Origin of the sequence: Cupriavidus necator A5-1 (assembly GCF_000744095.1) — a bacterium.
Taxonomy (GTDB): Bacteria; Pseudomonadota; Gammaproteobacteria; order Burkholderiales; family Burkholderiaceae; genus Cupriavidus; species Cupriavidus necator_A.
This window is the reverse complement of sequence record NZ_JQLI01000001.1, coordinates 1,570,730-1,589,701: the sequence shown is the minus strand read 5'-3', so window position 1 is coordinate 1,589,701 and position 18,972 is coordinate 1,570,730. Positions and strand designations below refer to the sequence as shown.

Genomic DNA, 18,972 nt, shown 5'->3' with positions numbered 1-18,972 from the left:
GGCTACGCCGTCCTTCACCGCAACAAAGAAGCCATCTGAACGGCACTACCGGCAGCAACCGTTTGAACCCGACCACAGGGATCTCGCAGGAGAATCTGTTCCTCCAGATACATGCGCATCGTCTGGATATGCCTGTTTCCAGGCGTCCAATCGGGCAGGTAGTCATCTTTCACCCGCCGCCCCAATAGCACGCAGGATCTCATTCCGACTTATCGAAGATGCCGGCTTCGAGATCTTTCCTGAAATGCTGAACCCAATCGGTTTCATCGCCGATTGGGTATTCCCTTGTAACTTGTGTCGATAGTCTGGTTACCGTGACGTAGCCCTGTAAACCGATGTTCTCGTCGCCTTTTGGGTCAGTCGTATCCGTCTCCACGAGTTCGAAATCATCTGCTGCCAGACCATTACGCTGCAAGGTCGCAAGAAAGTCCTGTTGTTCATCCGGTTCGATCAGTCGCATCGTCGGCCTCTCGCTGTTCAAAGGGGCGAATACCGAAACTCTCTTTCAAGATTCCAGTTTCATTTCAGCCCACCTACGTGTGGGCAGCCATGGATGATGCACACGGCCCGCTCGGCGTACATCACGCCACCTTGACCTCAATGCGGCTCGGTTGTGTGTATTCGGCTTTCGGGATGCGCAGCTTGAGCACGCCGTGGTTGAACTCGGCGACAACCTTTTCGGCATCTAGTTCCTTGGATAGCGTGAACACGCGCCGGTAACGGGGCAGGGAAACCTCCGTGTAACTGGCTTCCATGCCCTCCGGCAGATCCAGGACGACTTCGCCCTTGATGGTCAGGATATCGCCTTGCACCTGCACGGCCAGCTTGTCCTTGGGCACACCCGGCAGATCGGCGTACAGGGTAATGCCTGCGGCGTCCTCGTACACATTCACTGGCGGCATCAGGGCTGCTTCAGTGCTGCCGGTGTCGGCTTGCTTGGTGACAGCAGTATTTTCGCTCATGGCCAGATCCTCCTCGCTCACTGGATGCTGATTTGGCGCGGCTGCGCGGCCTCGAGGCGCTGGATGCTGATGTGCAGCACGCCGTCGCGGTACTTGGCCTCCACCGCATTGGGATTCACGTCGTTTGGTAGGCTCACCACACGGCGGAAGCGGCCGACGAAGCGTTCATCGATATGCACGGAAGTTTGCTCGTCCTTGTCGGGGAGATCGGACTTGCGCTCGCCGACAATGGTCAGCACGCTCTGCACCAGCTGCACGTCGATGCTGGCCGGATCGACGCCAGGGGCAAAAGCGTAGATTTCCACCGAGTGGGGTGTGCCGCCTACATTGATGGCCGGAAAACTGACCCGACCACGAATGCTGGAAGACAGCTCGAATGGCTGCTGCCATTCGCGCTGTAGCCGTTCCAGTTCTGAGAATACGTCACGGGGAAACAACGATCGATACATCATGTTTGCCTCCATTCGCTTTCGCGCGGGCGCCATATTCTGACGCCCCCGGTTGCAATGGTAAGGCTTCGCCTGGGGATTTCAAGTTCTTGATTTGACTGGTATTCGACATCATGCTTCCGAGGTGAAGGGCAGCCCTCGAGACCGGAAAAGGGGAACACGCATGGAGTTCCAGAACTACTACAAAACGCTGGGGGTGGCACGCGATGCCACGGCGGCGGACATCAAGAAGGCGTTCCGCAAGCTCGCGCGCAAGTTCCATCCGGACGTTTCCAAGGAGTCGGATGCCGAACTGCGCATGAGGCAGCTCAACGAGGCCTACGCCGTGCTCTCCGACCCGGAAAAGCGCGCCGCGTACGATCAATTGGGACGAGGCAATCAGCCCGGCCAGGAGTTCCGTCCGCCGCCGGACTGGGACACCGGCTTCGAGTTCTCGAGTCGGGGCTTCTCGCCCCAGGAAGAGGCCGATTTCAGCGACTTCTTCGCCGAGTTGTTTGGCCATGTGGGGGGCAGACACCGCGGCTTCCATACACACGGTGGCAGCTTCCAGTCACGCGGTGTGGATCACCACGCGAAGGTGCTGCTGGACCTGGAAGACACCTTTACCGGCGCCACCCGTCAACTTTCGCTGCGGGTGCCAAGCATGGACGCTCAGGGCGGAGTGCAGTTGAGGAGCCGGACCCTCAGCGTGAAAATTCCCAAAGGCGTGCGCGAAGGTCAGCTCATCCGTCTGGCCGGGCAGGGAGCGCCAGGGATCGGCGGTGCGCCGGCAGGGGATCTTTTTCTGGAGGTACATTTCAAACCGCACGACCAACTGAAAGTGAAGGGACGCAATTTACGCCTCACCCTGCCGGTAGCGCCTTGGGAGGCGGCGCTGGGGGCGGTGGTGCCCATCGATTTACCTGGGGGCGAACTGAAGGTGCGCATTCCCCCTGGCGCCCAGAGCGGCAGCGAGCTTCGCGTGCGCGGCAAGGGCATTCCCGCTAGTCCACCGGGCGATCTGCTGCTGGACATCCACGTGGTGTTGCCGCCGGCAAACACCCCAAAGGCGCGGGAGCTTTATGAAACCATGGCGCGGGAATTGACCTTTAATCCGCGCCCGGATAGGAGAGCCTGACCCATGCCTAATTATGACGTTCTGATCGGCTGCCTGATGGATGATGCTTGGCTGACTCTGGAGCAAGTGGCGGCGGCCTGCAAGGTAGAACCAGAGTGGCTCATGCGGCATGTAGATGAGGACTTGTTCCCCCATGCCGTAAGTGTCGCTGGCGTCTGGCGGTTTTCCAGCGCCAGCCTCCGACGGGCGCGGCGCATGCGTCAGTTAGAGCGTGACTTTGACGCCATACCGGAACTGGCTGCTCTGGTGGCCGACCTGCTGGAAGAAATGGATGATCTGCAAGCGCGGCTGCGTTGATGATGCTCGCGTCAACAGCAAAGCCCTCGCCTTGAACTAGTTCACGCTGGATGTTCGTGCGGCCACCGCGAGGCCGAAATTGAAACGAGCCCAGCAGTTTGCAGTTGCCTTTGCCATCCACTAGCAACCGCGGGGAATTGACCCTGGGAATTATCAGGCCAACCCGAGATGGCTTCTATTGCGCTATCTCGGCGGTTTGGTGACAGACGCCGAACCGCCGGAATGGCCTGCGGATTCAACCCGTGGATGCACACCAATGCTCCTCAGCATATTGCCGTCTCACAATATTGATCCAAAGCGGCTGATCATCCCTCGCTTTCAACTGGACGACTTCCGCGATGTTCACGAGAGCATCGGGAACGCTGCATTCACGACAGCGCTCAAGGCATTCATTGAGGCATGGAAGCCAACTCGATAGACCGGTGAAGGCAGCTTGAACGGGCGACTGGAACGCGCTACGCTGGCATAGGTTCTCACCGCATAGCTGCTTTCAGGCATAGGCCACGCTCGTGCAAAGGGTCGACGCGGCCCGGAGCGCGAGCCGTAGCCTGGCGAGCCGTTGATGGTCGAGGAGCTTTCGTTGGAACGCGCGTCGGAGCCAGATCGGGCGGCCTGCGCAAGTGGCCATTCCACCCACCATCTGATGCTCATGCTCCCCGTTCTCCCTGTCCCGAAGCTCATTCGATACCGGCCGCGCGCCGCCATCGCGCTAGTGATCGGCATCATCGCTGCATCCGTGGCGCCGGTGTCACTGCGCCCGCTAGTGCGCGTCGTCTTCGGCTGGGACATCGCCGTTTGGTTGTACCTCATGCTGATCTGGTGGCTCATGGCTAGGGCGCCACAAGACATGGTCAGGGAAATTGCCATTCGCGAGGACGAGACTGCCACTACGTTTCTGCTAGTCGTTTGCATTGCTGCGGTCGCCAGCATTGCCGCTATCGTGCTCGAACTGGCCACGGTGAAAGACTTGGGGCTCGGCGCAGGGCTGGCGCATCTAGCCTTCACCGTGGCGACGCTGTCCGGCGCCTGGTTCCTGATTCCGACAATGTTCGCGTTGCACTATGCGCGGCTCTTCTAAAGCTCAGTGCAGGAGAGTACCGATGAATCGGCACTCAGCTTTCCCGATAGCGCGCTTGAGCCGAATTATTGGGACTTCCTGTACTTCTCGTTCACGATCGCGTTGACCTCGCAGACGTCGGACGTGGCACTGAGATCGCGGCCCATCCGCAAAGCGGTACTTGCGCAGTCCGTGCTCTCGTTCTACTTCAATATCGCTGTACTGGGGCTGTGCGTAAACGTGGCAGCAGGTCTGATCAATCTCTGAAAGCGGACATCTGGCTTTCACCAGGCCTTTCTTTCACCGGCGGCACCGCCTCGTGCCGCGGGACGGTCACGATTAGGTCCAGCGCAGATGTGGCAAGAAGTCGCCGTGCTCGTCAATGCCGACCCCGCCCAGCTCGTATAGCAGCGTCTTGATCGTTTCCTTCTCGGAGGATCTGCATCCGACGATCATGATGAGTTCGCCCTGCGACAAGAGTGCAGCAGTCCGCGCCAGCCGCTGTCGCGGCAACGTGGCGCCGATCAACGCACCAAGCAGCCAGCCACAGACGCCGAAGGCCACGAAGCCAAGGCCAAAGGTGGTAAGGCCACTCAGGGGGACGGAATGGTCGCCCTAATAGCCTGCCAGCATCAGGCCAAGCATCGCAAAGGCGGCATAGCCTGCGATCGAGCCTTCATGCCGGAAGGTGGTGTGCGTGGTGTCTGCGCCCGGAAAGCCATCGACCGGCCGCAGGCCCCGGCCAAAGAACCAGGGGCCGGTCACATGGGCTGGCGCACGCACGAGGGAAGCAGTTTTGCCCAGCCGTTCCGGGCGGAAGCGGCATTCTTGAAGCGAAGACAGAACTGGGTACGCCATGATGTATCTCGACTGCCCGGGCGTGCGGGTGCCCGCAAGGTGGATCCCTACCGCAACGTCAGTTCTCTTGGGGGCGGCGAGGACTAAACCGGGCGGCCGCATACGGAGATGAGGGCGCCATGGGAAGAAACTCTGGATTGCGGAAATGCCTCCTGCGGGACCGCTGGAACGAAGCAGGCCACCGCGTTCGCTCAGCGCAGATGTCCGCCAAACAGTCCGAGCAGGCCGATGACGATAAGGTAGATGGCGACGATGTAATTGAGCAGTCGCGGCATGCAAGAATCAGGATGCCAGCGATCAGCGATCAGCGATCAGCGATATGAGAGGGCCGGCGCTGGTGATGATGTTCACGATGGCTCCATGTGATTGGCGTGCTCGGGCGGTATTCCTGCCGGTGGCTACAGGCTGGTCAGGCTGATCTGGCAATGATTCAGCGTACGCCAACTGGTCGCCTTTCCCATCCCGCCGGCGCTGCGCTGGCTCGGGTGCTCGCCCTCTCTCCGTATCGTTTTATTCCGCCTTCTTGATATCCGCCTTGACGTCGCCATACGCTGCCTGCGTCTTGCCAATATCCTTCTTCAGGGTTCCCGCCACTTGCGTTTGCCTGTTTCCAGTCATCTTGCCAAAGGCTTCCCTGACTTTCCCGGCGGCCGCCGTGATCCGGCCCTTCACTTGATCCCTGTTCATGATGTATTCCTCTTCATTGGTGTTGCGTGCCGGATGCTGAGGCAATCCGGCCGCGGCACAGCGTGCTGGCGATGTCGGGAATGTTCCCGATGCCTGCCCTAGAGTCTGCCTAGCAGCAACAGGACAAGGACCACAACAAGAATCACCCCGAGTGCGCCGGACGGAGCGTAGCCCCATCCGCTGCTGTACGACCAGGTGGGAATTGCCCCCACGAGGAAGATAGCCAGGACAATCAACAGCAAGAGTCCAATTGACATGATGCGCTCCTGATTCTGCAAAAACATGCGCTCCGCCGATGCAGCCAGACGGATGGCAGCCGTTCTAGCGGATCGCTTTGTCGATGGCCATGCCATGGAATCCTGAACACCGATTCGAGGGATTCGCTGAAGTACTGTTGGTGGTACGTCGTATCGATAGCGACATCTCTATCCTGCTCAAAGCATAGTTAGGATGGGATCTCATGTCAGTCCGGTGCCGTACGATAGACGGGGACGCAGGCACGGATTGGCTGCCGGGATGTAGCTGTCAGTGTGGGCGACAAAGGCCCAGGCCAGCCCGAGTACGCGCGGATAGCCTGTGAATGGCCCCTCGGCGAGCTTGGGAACTGGCGATAGTAGTCGGGGGACAGGTCGTCCCGGATCTCGCGGATCTGGTCCTCGACGATGTGATAGTTGTCGAGCAGCCATTCCGCCGCCGGCGCTAGACCGGGGCATTTATTCCATTTGCAGCCAGATTGTCCGAGCGGGCAGGGCAGAACCCGGGAGTGCGAATGCGTTGTGGGTGTGGCATGCGGCTCTTCCTGGCATTTGCCTAGTCGCCCCGCCGACATATATTTAAAGAGGCAAGTGATCCTCTACCTTCCCGTGGTCTGGCTCCAGGCTCCGCGTGAGGTCGACGTCACTGAGATCAACCTTTCTGACCGGTGAGATGCAGTCATGAGCATCCCGCACGATCCGAAGTCCAACCACCTTCTCGCCGCACTGCCGGCAGTCGACTTGGAGCGCCTCGCAACACACCTGACCCTGGTGGAGTTGCCGCTTGGCCATGTCGTGTACGAGTCAAAGATCAACAGGGCTACGTCTATTTCCCAACCAATTCGATCATTTCGCTGCTGTACGTGATGGAAGATGGCGCGTCCGCCGAAATCGCAATCGTGGGCAATGAGGGGATGGTCAGGATTGCGATCTTCATAGGGGGCGAAACGACCCCAAGCCGCGCCATCGTGCAAAGTGCCGGGCACGGATACCGCCTGAGCGCAGCGATCCTGAAGCAGGAGTTCGTACGGGGGCGGACCTCTGCAGCGCCTGTTGCTTCGCTATACGCAGGCGCTCATTACGCAAATGGCGCAAACCGCGGTATGCAACCGCCATCACTCCATCGACCAGCAACTGTGTCGATGGCTGCTGCTGAGCATCGACCGGCTGCCCTCCAACGACCTGACGATGACGCAGGAACTCATTGCCAACATGCTCGGGGTGCGGCGCTCCGGCGTGACCGAGGCCGCCCTGAAGCTCCAGGCCGCGGGCCTGATCCGCTACAGCCATGGGCACATTGCGGTACTCGACCTGGCGGGGCTGGAAGAACGGGTGTGCGAGTGCTACTCGGTCGTAAAGCGGGAGTTCGACCGGCTGTTGCCAGACATGTCGTCGATTTGAGTTGTCAGGCAGGGCGGCCTCAGGCGACCTCGCCACTCGGCATGCCAGCCGCCATTACGACATTTACCTGGAACGGTCCTGATGGGTTCTAGCTATTCGATCCTAGTGCACGCAGAGAGCCACGCGCGGGAGCGTTGCGGCCGAAGAAAAGTTTCCACCACGAAGATGAGGTCCCTGACCCTGCGTCTCCAGTCGGGCAAAGGCTGACTAGCGGTGCATCTTTTGCCCCTCTTGCTGCGCGCAGGATCGTGACGTCGTCGCAGTCGGCCGGCGCGTCGATGGTTTCACGGGGCAGATCGGCGGGATAGATGACAGGAAGAATTTCATGGACCGCATGTTCGCTGCCAAACGGACCAAAGCGACAGATGCATTCCGCCGGCTCAACCTCCGCAAAATACCAATTGCTGGGGCTGCCGTGATAAATGACAATGACGGTAGTGGGATAATCTGCTGGCATTTTCCTCGCCTTTCAATGAAGCCGGTGCGATACCCCGGCAACCCCGGAAGCAAACATCCCTTCATATCGCAAGGAAAGGCTAGCAAATAACTCGGGCCGCTTAATCCGGAAGAAGAATAGCGGAATGTCGCCGACCGAGAGACTCCCGCAGATTTCCAGTGCGTCCAGTCGGTTGCGGTCACTGCGTCGGTTTCATATATAGTTCACACTTGGCCAGAGCGCCGTCCGCCAGCGCACAGTCCGTGTTATTTATTTCGTGCGCGGCCAGATCCGGCCGGAAACCGTGCGTGCGACTTCTACCGGGGTGAAGCTCAGGAGTCTTCTCATGTGAGGGGGCGTTTTGAACGGGCAGATCGTGATGGATATCAATCACCTTATTGCCACAGTAGCCGTCTGCCGGCCTTGCGGCGTAACCGCGCGTGTCCGGCAGCGTACTGAAGCAGCTTGATATTAGGCGTATCTGTCTCTTACGCATTCTGATCTTGCGAAGGAGCCGGCGATGCACCTTGGCCTGCTTAGTCTCCCCTGCTGGGGTTACGCACTTGTGACGCTGGGCTTGACCCACGTCACCATCGCGTCGGTCACCATCTTCCTGCACCGTCACCAGGCCCACCGCGCCCTCGATCTGCATCCCGTCGCCAGCCATTTCCTGCGCTTCTGGCTGTGGCCGACCACCGGGATGGTGACCAGGGAGTGGGTGGCGATCCATCGCAAGCACCACGCCAAGTGCGAAACCCCGGAAGACCCGCACAGCCCGCAGTTCTACGGTATCAGGCGAGTGCTGCTGGAAGGTGCGGAACTCTATCGAAGCGAGGCCAGGAACGCTGCAACGCTGGAGAGGTATGGGCACGCCACCCCGGACGACTGGATCGAGCGCAATCTTTATGCGAAGCACGTCGGGCTAGGGATTGGCTTCATGCTGGCGATCGACCTGGTGCTGTTCGGCCCGATCGGACTGAGCATCTGGGCAGTACAGATGCTGTGGGTTCCGTTCTTCGCCGCGGGCGTGATCAACGGTATCGGCCACTACTGGGGCTACCGCACGTACGCGCCGAATGACACTTCCACGAATATCGTGCCGTGGGGCATTCTGATCGGCGGCGAGGAACTGCATAACAACCATCATGCCTACGTCACCTCAGCCAAGCTGTCCAGCAAGTGGTGGGAACTTGACCTTGGTTGGGTGTACATCCATCTGCTAGTGACGCTCCGTCTTGCCAGCGTACGCAGGGTGGCGCCAAAGATTCGCTTCAATCTGGCCAGGGCAGGCTGCGACGCGCAGACCCTGCAGGCCATCACCGCTCACCGCTACCACGTACTGGCCAGGTTCGCCAGCACCCTGCGGCAAACCGTATTGGGGGAAATCCACACCCTGCGGGCGCGTGCGCTACCGGGTCTGAATGAGGCCAAGGCGCAGGAAGCGCTCAGGCACTGGCTGCAAAGGGAAGTGGGGACGCTACCGGAGCGTGAACGCGCAGTCCTGAACCAGGCACTGCGTTCCAGAAAGTTGCTGCGCACCATCTATGCGATGCGCCAGGATCTCACCGCATTGTGGAGCAATTCCGCCACCTCGAAGGAGCAGCTGGTCAAACAACTGGAAGACTGGTGCCGGCGCGCCGATGAGAGCGGCATCGATGCGCTGCAGCAGTTTTCCTGGAAACTCCGCTGCTGCTACGCCTGACCGTTGGGAGGCATCAAATGACATTGGGAACGATACTGTTGATCGTGCTCATCTTACTGTTGATCGGCGCGATTCCAGCCTGGCCGCACAGCAGGGGGTGGGGCTATGGTCCCAGCGGTGGTCTTGGGCTGGTGTTGGTAATCCTGCTCGTACTGTGGCTGATGGGAAAGATATAGCGCGTTGCGCCGAGGTCGCGCTACTGACGCTCGTTCATGAGACAGTGAGATCCACGTTTTCTTTATTTCAAGCAATAGAGCTTGCATTCGGGGGGGCTCTCGACTCGGATCGAACTTCGAGAGGGATTTTCGCATTGTCATTCATCTGGAGGGCCTAGCCATGACATACCTATACCGTCTTTCCGCCTTTTTCCTAACCGTCCTGATGGCCTTTTCCCTGGGGTGCGCATCGACGCCCAAGCAAGAAGGGACTGGAGAGTACGTCGATGACACGGTCCTTACCACGAAAGTAAAGGCGGCAGTTTTCAATGAGCCGACCTTGAAGTCCGCCGAAATCAACGTCGAAACCTTCAAAGGTGTGGTCCAACTGAGCGGCTTTGTCAGGTCCCAGGCCGACGCCAACAAGGCAGTCGAGGTTGCACGTGGCGTCAAGGGGGTGAAGTCGATCAAGAATGACATGCGGATCAAATGACAGTCACTGGCCGCAAGCGATTGCCGGCCTGCGCCTCACGTCAACCGGTGAGCGCGGGTACCGTTGCCACGCGTCAGCGATCTCGCGATGGATTCGCCTCAAACAAATCGCCTGATCGCAGGCAAGGCTGAACCGGTTCGTCGCAACCGGCGGGGTCGTCGCGTAGATCGCGCTACACGGTGCGCTTGGTCGGAAGCGGGTGAGTGGGCCCTATTATGATGCAATTGCCTGGTCGGACTCCGAAATAATTGCAATTGACGGAGGTAGCCTTGTTTCTTGAGTGGATTCACCGGTGCGATAGTCTGGGCAGGACTGCGGGGTGGCTAGCGATCTCGCTCGCCGTCGCCGGCGGATGCAGCGTGTTGCCGACCATTGTCCCGGATATGAGGAGCGGCCCCGCCCAGCCTGTTCAGCTCGGGGGCGTGCACGGTCCGCTTTCGCCCCAGCAAAGCAAGGAAATTCTCAGCCGCCTCAAGAGCCACAGCGATGAAACCAATATCTTTGATCGGCATCTGGCGCTCGAAGCGGCTATCGTCGGCAGCCCGTTGGTGGTGGGTAACAAGGTGCTTCTGCTGCAGGACGGTCCAGCCACGTTTCAGGCCATGTTTGCCGCGATCCGCAGTGCGAAGGACCATATCAACATGGAAACCTACATTATCGAGGACGATGTTGTAGGAAATCGCTTTGCGGAAGCGCTCATCGAGAAGCAGGGTCAGGGCGTGCAGGTGAATCTCATCTACGATAGCGTGGGAGCGATCAATTCACCCAAGGAGTACTTCAAACGCCTTACCGACAGCGGCATCAAGGTGCTGGAGTTCAATCCAGTCAACCCACTGTCGGCAAAGAAGGGGTGGGAGGTCAATCAGCGCGATCACCGCAAACTGTTGATTGTCGATGGCCGGATCGCCTTCCTTGGCGGGATCAATATCAGCAGCGTCTATTCGAGTGGATCGTTCAGGCCGAAATCTAGGCCTCGACCCGATGGAAGCCCACCCTGGCGCGATACCCACGTGAAAGTGGAGGGCCCGGTGGTCCGGGAATTTCAGAAGCTGTTTCTGGCAACGTGGGCAAAGCAAAAGGGTGAACGGCTCGCGCCGAAGAACTACTATCTTCAACTCGGCAACACGGGAACGGAGGTCGTGCGCGCCATCGGCAGTTCGCCTGATGAGCCCTATAGCCTCATCTACGCGACACTGCTCTCGGCAATCGGCAGTGCGGTAACCAGCGTGTATTTGACCAACGCCTATTTCGTCCCAGATCCGCAGCTTCTAGCTGCGCTCAAGGATGCTGCAGTTCGCGGTGTCGATGTCAAACTCATCCTCCCAAGCAAGACCGATTCCTGGCTGGTGTTCTTCGCAGGACGCTCCTTTTACGACGAGCTATTGCGCTCCGGCGTAAAGATCTACGAGCGGCGCGATGTGCTGTTGCATTCGAAGACAGCGGTTATCGACGGTGTCTGGTCCACCGTCGGATCGACCAACCTCGACTGGCGCAGTTTCTTGTACAACGACGAGGTCAACGCCGTTGTCTTGGGACAGGAGTTCGGCGCACAGATGCAAGCCATGTTCGAGGTGGATCTCGCCGCGTCCAATCCCATCACGATTGAACAATGGAACGACCGTTCGATCGGTATGCGTATGAAGGAAATGACCGCGCGCGTGTGGGCTTACTGGTTGTAGATTCCTGAATGCAACGCTGGCCTGGTCCGCGGCAATTGCATATCTGGACGGCACACTCAATCGCCGCTATCTGTCATCTTGACTGAACCCGGAAGCCTGCACGACGACGATCCCATTACGTGCCTGGTATGCCCGGAAGATGGGGGCGACAGCGCCTGTTTGGCACCGATGTGACACCGGTTCTCGCGTCGTCATGTGTGCAGGCTGTGCCCGGTCTGTGGGAGTTCTCCGACTCGCGTTTCGGAATTTGGATTCTGACGCCAGGCGTGCAAGTGATGTAGTCTCTTTGCAGGGCCCTCGCAAAATCGCCGCTGGAAATGCCAGTATGCAACGCTGAGAAGTCCTGCTACTGATAGGGGAGTGCGACATGATGACTAAATGGCTATTCGCTGCCTTGTTTGGGATGATGGTGGTCGCGCCGGGAGGGGCTGTACTGGCACTAACTGCGCCTGCCGCGGGTTCGAAGGCAGACTACGACGCCACAGTGAAGCAGGCCGACGCTGACTACAAAGCCGCCAGCGCCAAATGCGGCGGCATGAAGGCCAACGCCAAGGACGTTTGCAAGGCGGAGGCCAAGCGCGATCGGGATGTCGCGAAGGCGAACGCCGAAGCCATGCGCGACGGCACCGCCCAGGCCCAGGCAAAGGCGCACAAGGTCAAGGCCGATCGAGACTACGACGTGGCTAAGGAAATGTGCGACGACAGGAAGGGCAACGACAAGGACGTTTGCGTGAAGGAAGCCAAGGTTGCCCACGAGAAGGCGCTTGGAGCGGTCAAGGTCGAGAAGGCCGCCGACACCGGCACCAGCAAAGATGTCGCCGAGGCTCGCCGCGATGCCAAGAAGGACACCATGGACGCCAAGTATCAGGCCGACAAGGAGAAATGCGACGCCTTGTCCGGTGATGCCAAGGACAAGTGCACGGCTGACGTGAAGGCCAAGTACGGCAAGTGATCGGGCAGGGCTGGCGCCAGCAAGCGAGCGCCGTCGCTCCGCGAGCAGCCGGGGCCGACATCATGGTTCTGATGTTGGCCCCTTTGGCTAGAACACGCCAAGGAATATGCGGGCGCAAGGGATGTGTTCACGGATGCCAGCAGCATCAAGGGGCCCGCGATTCCTATACCGATGGTGGCAAGGCGGGTACGTTCGATCCATACACCGATGGCACGCGGCCTTCTTCGCTAAGGTCATCAGGAGTCCAGGGGCTCGTAGCCGCTTCGCATTCCAATTGCGACACAACCTGCCGACGAGCCCGCGATCCCTATCCCAAAAACCCTCCGCATTTTCGGCAATGTTAGGTGGGCTGAAAAATAACCGCCCGCAGGCGGCTTTGGCGTTCGTGGTCATCGTGGTCGATGCTGGACCGGCACGATCGGCCAGAGCATTGCCATGATTACTCCCTTGAACGCAGCTTTGAAGGTGTCGGCCTTTGGGAAGCCTTGGAAGACTCTCGCGTATCCAAGACCGAACCACATGCCCGTTGCGACGGAGACGAGCGAGCTAAGGCTCAAGGACGTATCCCGGAAAATGGTATGTTTGGTCTTATACATCTCGTAATGTCTGCCCAAGTCCTTAAAGGCGAACGTAGTGCGCGAAACGCGTCTGAGGCTTTGAAATTGGCCACCGATGTGGTCTGTCAAGAATGCTCAGGGAGGGCCGAGCATGGACCATGCATAAAGTTTAGGTAGACAAAGCCACAAAATCGATGTGCATACTCTGTCGAATCGAGGCGTGATGGTGGCGGCCTGCGCCGCCGGCGGTGTGGCTTTTGCAAACCCTTGTAAGATTGTGCTTTTCACGCCGATTATCTGCGACGAAGGATCTACCGGCCGAGTTTTACTTGGACACCGGGTGCGCACCCGATTTGCCCCGGGGGCACAGAGGCATCAACACCAAAATTCGACCTCTCAGCAGGCCTGGTATCGGTTCATCATTGGTCGGTTCGGAGGGGTGCGCTCGCCATGGCGGGGCGCTCCCACAGGCACTAAAGTGAGCTTAGGTTCCCCATTGAGGGAACGGTGCGGCTACTGCGACCGCAACATCGCCAACGATCCGGTAGTGGCGAGGAAAATCATGATTGAATCAACTGATCCGAAGGCTGTGGCTTCCGTTGCAGGCAATATCCCCACGAACAGCACGCCGAAGACGGCTCGTTATGCAACATGGTTTGCGGTACTACTATGTTCATCTTATCCATATCCCGCCTTTTCGCAATCGATTCATATACGGATTCTAGGCATTCGAAGCAGCACAGGCATGGTGGCCTGCACTCTCTTTGAATCGCCAGTCGGATTCCCTGCGGACTATCTGCATTCAGCGAGGAATATCATGTCAATAAGGGTTGAGAATAATCAAGCGCAATGCAATTTTGAAGGAATCCCTCCAGGAACATATGCCATAGCGGTCGCACATGATGAGAATATGAACGGTAAGCTGGATACCAACGCACTTGGAATTCCTACCGAAGGATATGGTTTTTCAAACAATGCAGTAGGATGGCTCAGGGCACCGTCGTTTTCCGCCGCCAGCTTCTCCTACGATGGGAAGAACTTGAGCTTGACGATTAGATTGCATTACTGAACACGCTTTTTGGTAATGAGACCTTCTATGCAGTTTCTGGCGAGTTTCACCAAAAAATCCCGATCTACTAATGATGCACAATTCTCCAATTGGGAAAAGGCCTTTTGGGAGTGGCCAAAGCCGTTGCTGCGGGCAGCTCATGCGCGATTACCGCCATATTTCGCACAGCTCGGGATAGGCGTTTTGTGCATTCCTTGAGCAGGTCGCAGAGAGCCATTCGATTGTCGAGACCAGTTGGCTTGCCGCCCTCAGATATGGAGGCCCGTGATGAACAGCCTTCCAGCCCCTCAAAAGCTCGTCCATCCAAATTGACGCCAGATTAGTCAGATCTAAAAATCCCTCTGCGGGGACTGATTACGGCAACCGGACCATATAATTTCGAATTGGTTCTGACCGGATATTCGCAAGAAGTCGGGCGGGGTCGTATTCGTGCTACCGCCGAGCACTACTTTCTTATCCACTGACCCTCAGGGGTCTTGATGAAGGTTCCGGGCGCGGCCTTTTCAATGGCTTTCTGTCCTGCCAGGATCGCCACTTGCTCCAGGGTGGCGCCGTTCTTCTTGGCAATGGCGTCGTACGCCGCGCGGCGCTTCGCATTGATATCCGCGGCAAGTTCCACTGCGTCCGGGGTCGCCTTGACAACACCCAGATAACCATCTGGTTGCTCACCCACGAGCCCCTGTGACTTGGCACTATCCAGGCCCAATGCCATGGCCAGCGTACTGCCAGACAGCAGTAGCACCGCCATCAATCGTGTCGCCATTTTCATGGTTGGCTCCTAGAACAATGTGCGGTCTTCACTGATGAGTTTATCCACATCTTTTTCTACCTTGAGGCGAATCTCATGATCAATCTTCACATTCAGATTGATGGTGATAGGGTCTTTGGGGGCCTCAAGGGCGATCCGAGGCGTGCAGGCGGCCAGCGGCAGTAAAGCGACAAGCAAAACGGGTTTCTTCATGGCGTGTCCTCCACGTCATCGCTGCGCGAGCCTTCTGCAGGCATCCGGTTCAGTACCCGCCGGGAGATATCATCCCCAATGCGCAAGCTGCGCAATAGTTCGAACACGTTCTCCCGGTGAGTGTAGTTTAGTACGATTGGCAAGCTGGTCTTCTGCGGGTTCTGGCCTTTGATGGTGACTGCGGCGTCCAGCCAGCCGTCTGGTTTCATATTCAGACGCGCCTCAAATTCATCAATCGCCAGATTGCTCAGGGCATCGAGCGCCAATTCCACCGCACGATTGGATTGGCCCATCGCGGTAACCCCGGCGGATGGCAAGACCTTGAGTGATAATGGGCCCTCGTTGCTCACGTAACCCGACCGCAAGGCCAGGGAGTCCCTCGTCAATTGTAGCGGCAGATTGCCGCCCACGCGGCCAGCGAGTTGAACGGTCGGGTTCGGATCGTTCTGCAGGGCAGCCACCTCCGCCAGGTTGATGCGCCCAATGGTCACCGCCTGAAACTGAGAGGACGGCCATTGCAAGGTAGCGGCGTGCATATTGCCTCCCAGCACGTCGGCAGAGATATCGGCGACGTGCCAGGTGACCAAGTCAGATTGGACCGTCATGCGGATGTTGCGCACCAGGGTGCCCACATCCAGTTGGGCGAGCATGACTGGCCCGATGCTTGTGAGCGTTACGCCGTTTTGCTGCAACTCAATATGCGCCGCCCCATCGCCGCCCGTGGCCAGAATGCCTCCCCATTCCAGCGCCAGTCCGGACACGAATATGTCGCCTTGCAGCCGCCAGTGGTCCTGCCATTCCCAGCGACCTTGGCCATGGAGCATGCCTTGCTTCAAGGTGAAGCCGAGGCTGCGGCTCATGGATGCAGACAGCGGTGTCCTGATCTCCAGCATGCCCTTCGCTCCGGCTTTTCTTCCGTGGCCAGACAGCTCTGCGGTCAGGGTCAGCTCGGATTGCCAGGCCGGCGCACGCAGCGTGGCCCTGCCTTGCTGCCCGGCGACGGCGATTTTCCCGGTGACGGCAGGCGGTGCCCAGCGCGTCGCAACGACGCCCTCCGCCTTGACCTCCAGATTGCCGAATACACCCTGGGGCCCGACGCGCAGAGGCGTTGTCGCGACCACGGCGATCGGCTTGATCAATGTCGTTCCGACCAGCCCGCCGGCTATCGTTGCGCGACTGCCAGTGCCCAGGTACCACTGCCCGTCCTTGCCAAACCAGGGTGCGACGAGCTTCAGGCCCCCGCCCCGTGCATAGAAGGGGAGCCGCGAGTCGCCTTCAACCGTACCTTCCCAGCGCCCTCGCGCAAAGCTGGCGCTGAGCGCCCCCGTGAGAGGGGCATTGCCATAGTGGCCATTGAACTCCGCGCGCGTGGTCCAGCCCGGCGCCTGGAAGCCGGTCACCGGCACGCGCACCGCTAGCAACAGATCTGGTCCCCTGACCGTGAGGCTGGCTGGTTCCCCCGCCAGCCCGGAGGCTTCGATGCGGCCTTGCCAAAACCCGCTCAGATCATATCCGGCGGCTTTACCTGCCAGATCAAGCCGTCCGTGCCAGCCCCATTTCGCTTGCTGCCAGGCCAACCGGCTGTCGACGGTTTTGACTTCTATATCCCGATACTGAAGCTCGGCCGAGATTGTGCTTTCACCGGCCAATGCCAGCGGCAGTGTCAGGGGCCGGGGCCAGCGCAGTAGAAGCCCCTCGGGGAGTTGTATCGACGCCGGCAACAGTTCCAGCCCTTGCCGATTCCAGCGAATAGGCACTCTGCCGGCTAGCGAGGGCCCGGCTAGCGTCAGCATGCCCTGGCCGCGTGCTACGCCGGTGCCCTCGGTATCCAAGGTCAGCACTATGGTGCCTTGCGGGCCTGCCGCTCGCAGGTCCAGGCGCAGGGACTCCACCCCCTCCAGATTGCCGCTGACCCGTAGCACTTGCGGGGCTTCCAGGATCCAGGCACCGCCGAGCGTCAATGGTGACGCCAGTTCGGCATTCAGATGCCATTTTTTGGCGGCGAGGCTGGCCTCTAGCCTCATGTCGGACCGTTGGGACTGACCGCGATGACCCAGTTGTTGCCCCTGCGCCTGCAAATCGCCGTCCAGTCGACTGGCCTGCCACAATCCATTGCCCGTGAAGGTCAGCGCACCCAGGAGCCTGGGCGCGATGTCAGCCGCCTGAATCGCGCCTTGCGCGCTCCAGTGCCCGGAAATGCGGTCATAGGTCGCGGTCGCACTGCTGTGCTGATACTTTGCCCATGCCTGCCAGCGCTGCTCGCGCTGGCGGACGAAGAGTGCGATCGGCGGCAAACCGGGAACTGAGAGTGCGTCGATGGTGAGATCGAACGGCGGCGTCCAGGGGGGAGGCAGCGCCTCGCCGCCAGCTTGGCAATTGGCCAGGCTCACGCTGGCAACGGTGATCGTCACGGGCCGCCAGCCGGTGATCCGGAATCGTTCGCCGCGGGCTTCCACGCAGCCGTTCTGCAGCCTTTGCCAATGCGCCAGTTCCAGTCCGTCTTGCCAACCGAGCCCCTGGACACGTACGCCCAGCGCAAACGCCGTGATCACCACCACCAGAAACACCGACACTGGCAGCAGCGCCAGGATGATCATCCAGGCATAGTTGCGACGAAAGAATGCAAGAGTGGGCGGATATTGCCGGGAGAGGAGCATGCCGCAGGCGGGTCTACATTATTGAACTGACACTGTGTGATTCTTCCCTTGCCTTGGCAAACAGGTTCTACGTTCCCACCTCGCCGGGACGTAGTTCAGGATCGATCGCACGTTCGGCTCTGGTCTTGGCCAGACATGCGTCAACCATACTGCGAACCGACGACCTGACAGAACTCGTGGGTGTTGGATTCGCCCCAATCGGTAATGGTCTCCATGCGAATGATGACTTTCATCTTGCACCTCGGCAGCCGGTAAGTGGCTCAATGCTAGACACCTACCCCCCCAATACCCCAAGGTTCTTAACGCTCCCCCGGAGATGTCGAGGGTAAGCCAGTGACACAATCGCTTCGCTCTACGGCCGTGAGCGTGCGATCGGCTGCCGGGGCGATTTCGGAGTCTCCCGCTCGCCCTCACCCCGGGTAAGTCAGCGAGTGCTTAGTCGCCTGCGTTTCAATCGCCTTCTTGTAGGCATCAATCCACTCCGTAAATTGCGGATGGATATAAAAGTCGAGAACGTCTCCCACGTTGATAGAGAGCGGGTTCCTGCCCAGGATCATCGATAGTGAAATGCGCGGAATCTGAAACGGTGCCAAATCGATCGCGTCCACCAAAAGACCATTGGGAGAGTGGCTAACCGTGAGCATATCCGTCTGTTGGTCGTGGGCGTCCACTACCAGTGCTTCCATGCTCCCGAGAAGCGGCTTGTCTTGTATCTCTGGCGAAACCGGATAGATGCTGACCGTGCCAGCACTGATTCGGTGTTCTTTGTGCCATATGGACAACGCCCAGGTTTCCGTCGGATTCTCCCCCCATATCTCGAGGGTGCCTTCATCAATCTGCGCCTTCATGGTTCTCTCCAAGCTCAATGTGCAGCAGCCAGGCGGCGGGTTACCTCTTGGTACATCGGCGAGCCCTGTGGACCTCCGTTAGCGACAAAACCAGCTACCTTGGGGAAACAAAGCGAATGCTGTCACCTGGGTCCCAACATTCATTATTGGATCCGCTTGGAGGTCAAGCTTGATGCACGTCAACATCGAGATAATCGCCCGCACGCATGCGGCGCGCTCGGTGGCGCGTTGTGGCGCCTCAACCCGCGGTGTCTTGCACCGGTGCCGCCTTCAGTGCACAGAACTGCCGCCGCTGAAGCGTGCACGATTGAAGCAATCAAGCATCCTCACCAATGAAGCAGGATCGTGGAGACGAGTCAGTCTTGCGACGGAAGGTAATGG

Annotated in this window: 20 protein-coding genes and 4 pseudogenes; 10 read left to right on the top strand and 14 right to left on the bottom strand. The window is 59.1% G+C overall.

What is annotated here, in order from left to right; all coding sequences use genetic code 11:
• Positions 1–199: 199 nt before the first annotated feature.
• The 3 genes from K307_RS06960 to K307_RS06950 all read right to left on the bottom strand — a co-directional run bounded on the left by K307_RS06960 (position 200) and on the right by K307_RS06950 (position 1,414).
• Positions 200–460 (bottom strand): hypothetical protein, encoded by a 261-nt coding sequence (locus K307_RS06960; protein ID WP_013958690.1) that lies wholly within the window; start codon positions 458–460, stop codon positions 200–202.
• 121 nt (positions 461–581) lie between these two features.
• Positions 582–962: an Hsp20/alpha crystallin family protein gene (locus K307_RS06955; RefSeq protein WP_042881542.1), complete on the bottom strand. Its 381-nt coding sequence runs from the start codon at positions 960–962 to the stop codon at positions 582–584.
• Positions 963–979: 17 nt separating this feature from the next.
• Positions 980–1,414, bottom strand: a complete 435-nt coding sequence (locus K307_RS06950) for an Hsp20/alpha crystallin family protein (RefSeq protein ID WP_042877211.1) — start codon at positions 1,412–1,414, stop codon at positions 980–982.
• A 160-nt stretch (positions 1,415–1,574) separates the two neighbouring features.
• Between K307_RS06950 and K307_RS06945 the strand changes: the two genes are divergently transcribed.
• From K307_RS06945 to K307_RS06935, 3 genes and pseudogenes are all read left to right on the top strand, one after another.
• A complete protein-coding gene (locus tag K307_RS06945) occupies positions 1,575–2,528 on the top strand; it encodes a DnaJ C-terminal domain-containing protein (RefSeq protein ID WP_042877209.1) in 954 nt (317 codons plus the stop codon).
• Between the two features lie 3 nt (positions 2,529–2,531).
• On the top strand, positions 2,532–2,825 hold the full coding sequence (locus K307_RS06940) for a chaperone modulator CbpM (RefSeq protein WP_042877207.1): 294 nt from the start codon (positions 2,532–2,534) through the stop codon (positions 2,823–2,825).
• A 649-nt stretch (positions 2,826–3,474) separates the two neighbouring features.
• Positions 3,475–4,149 (top strand): annotated as a pseudogene (locus K307_RS06935) (DUF1345 domain-containing protein).
• 72 nt (positions 4,150–4,221) lie between these two features.
• Here K307_RS06935 and K307_RS06930 read toward each other — a convergent pair.
• From K307_RS06930 to K307_RS50990, 6 genes and pseudogenes are all read right to left on the bottom strand, one after another.
• On the bottom strand, positions 4,222–4,446 hold the full coding sequence (locus K307_RS06930) for a hypothetical protein (RefSeq protein ID WP_042877205.1): 225 nt from the start codon (positions 4,444–4,446) through the stop codon (positions 4,222–4,224).
• A 51-nt stretch (positions 4,447–4,497) separates the two neighbouring features.
• Positions 4,498–4,740: a hypothetical protein gene (locus tag K307_RS47650; RefSeq protein WP_155301102.1), complete on the bottom strand. Its 243-nt coding sequence runs from the start codon at positions 4,738–4,740 to the stop codon at positions 4,498–4,500.
• A gap of 191 nt (positions 4,741–4,931) precedes the next feature.
• Positions 4,932–5,091 (bottom strand): annotated as a pseudogene (locus K307_RS45850) (DUF3096 domain-containing protein).
• Between the two features lie 159 nt (positions 5,092–5,250).
• On the bottom strand, positions 5,251–5,427 hold the full coding sequence (locus K307_RS06925) for a CsbD family protein (RefSeq protein WP_042877204.1): 177 nt from the start codon (positions 5,425–5,427) through the stop codon (positions 5,251–5,253).
• Positions 5,428–5,525: 98 nt separating this feature from the next.
• Entirely contained in the window at positions 5,526–5,684 is a 159-nt protein-coding gene (locus K307_RS06920) for a DUF3309 family protein (RefSeq protein WP_042881540.1), read from the bottom strand.
• A gap of 261 nt (positions 5,685–5,945) precedes the next feature.
• A pseudogene (locus tag K307_RS50990) lies at positions 5,946–6,130 on the bottom strand (hypothetical protein); the annotation flags it as partial.
• 232 nt (positions 6,131–6,362) lie between these two features.
• Here K307_RS50990 and K307_RS06915 point away from each other — a divergent pair.
• Positions 6,363–7,082, top strand: a pseudogene (locus K307_RS06915) (Crp/Fnr family transcriptional regulator).
• An 88-nt stretch (positions 7,083–7,170) separates the two neighbouring features.
• Here K307_RS06915 and K307_RS47645 read toward each other — a convergent pair.
• Positions 7,171–7,539, bottom strand: coding sequence for a hypothetical protein (locus tag K307_RS47645; protein ID WP_155301101.1), 369 nt, complete (start codon positions 7,537–7,539; stop codon positions 7,171–7,173).
• A gap of 499 nt (positions 7,540–8,038) precedes the next feature.
• Between K307_RS47645 and K307_RS06910 the strand changes: the two genes are divergently transcribed.
• The 6 genes from K307_RS06910 to K307_RS45840 all read left to right on the top strand — a co-directional run bounded on the left by K307_RS06910 (position 8,039) and on the right by K307_RS45840 (position 14,125).
• Entirely contained in the window at positions 8,039–9,220 is a 1,182-nt protein-coding gene (locus K307_RS06910; protein WP_042877203.1) for a fatty acid desaturase, read from the top strand.
• A gap of 17 nt (positions 9,221–9,237) precedes the next feature.
• Positions 9,238–9,396, top strand: a complete 159-nt coding sequence (locus tag K307_RS45845) for a DUF3309 family protein (RefSeq protein ID WP_080744942.1) — start codon at positions 9,238–9,240, stop codon at positions 9,394–9,396.
• A 160-nt stretch (positions 9,397–9,556) separates the two neighbouring features.
• The gene (locus tag K307_RS06905) at positions 9,557–9,868 is read left to right on the top strand and encodes a BON domain-containing protein (protein ID WP_042877202.1); all 312 of its coding nucleotides are present in this window, start codon (positions 9,557–9,559) and stop codon (positions 9,866–9,868) included.
• Between the two features lie 383 nt (positions 9,869–10,251).
• A complete protein-coding gene (gene cls, locus K307_RS06900; protein WP_080745114.1) occupies positions 10,252–11,547 on the top strand; it encodes a cardiolipin synthase in 1,296 nt (431 codons plus the stop codon).
• Between the two features lie 367 nt (positions 11,548–11,914).
• The gene (locus tag K307_RS06895) at positions 11,915–12,499 is read left to right on the top strand and encodes a hypothetical protein (protein WP_042877201.1); all 585 of its coding nucleotides are present in this window, start codon (positions 11,915–11,917) and stop codon (positions 12,497–12,499) included.
• 1,119 nt (positions 12,500–13,618) lie between these two features.
• A complete protein-coding gene (locus tag K307_RS45840; protein ID WP_230625568.1) occupies positions 13,619–14,125 on the top strand; it encodes a DUF2141 domain-containing protein in 507 nt (168 codons plus the stop codon).
• 445 nt (positions 14,126–14,570) lie between these two features.
• On the opposite strand, the gene K307_RS06885 is transcribed toward K307_RS45840, so the two are convergent.
• The 4 genes from K307_RS06885 to K307_RS06870 form a co-directional block, all read right to left on the bottom strand.
• Complete coding sequence (locus K307_RS06885; RefSeq protein WP_042876726.1) at positions 14,571–14,894, bottom strand: YdbL family protein; 324 nt, start codon at positions 14,892–14,894, stop codon at positions 14,571–14,573.
• Between the two features lie 9 nt (positions 14,895–14,903).
• Positions 14,904–15,086 (bottom strand): YnbE family lipoprotein, encoded by a 183-nt coding sequence (locus K307_RS06880; protein ID WP_042876724.1) that lies wholly within the window; start codon positions 15,084–15,086, stop codon positions 14,904–14,906.
• The gene (locus tag K307_RS06875) at positions 15,083–17,683 is read right to left on the bottom strand and encodes an intermembrane phospholipid transport protein YdbH family protein (RefSeq protein ID WP_230625566.1); all 2,601 of its coding nucleotides are present in this window, start codon (positions 17,681–17,683) and stop codon (positions 15,083–15,085) included. The genes K307_RS06880 and K307_RS06875 overlap by 4 nt, the downstream gene beginning before the upstream one ends.
• 470 nt (positions 17,684–18,153) lie before the next feature.
• The gene (locus K307_RS06870) at positions 18,154–18,591 is read right to left on the bottom strand and encodes a hypothetical protein (protein ID WP_042877194.1); all 438 of its coding nucleotides are present in this window, start codon (positions 18,589–18,591) and stop codon (positions 18,154–18,156) included.
• Positions 18,592–18,972 lie beyond the last annotated feature (381 nt).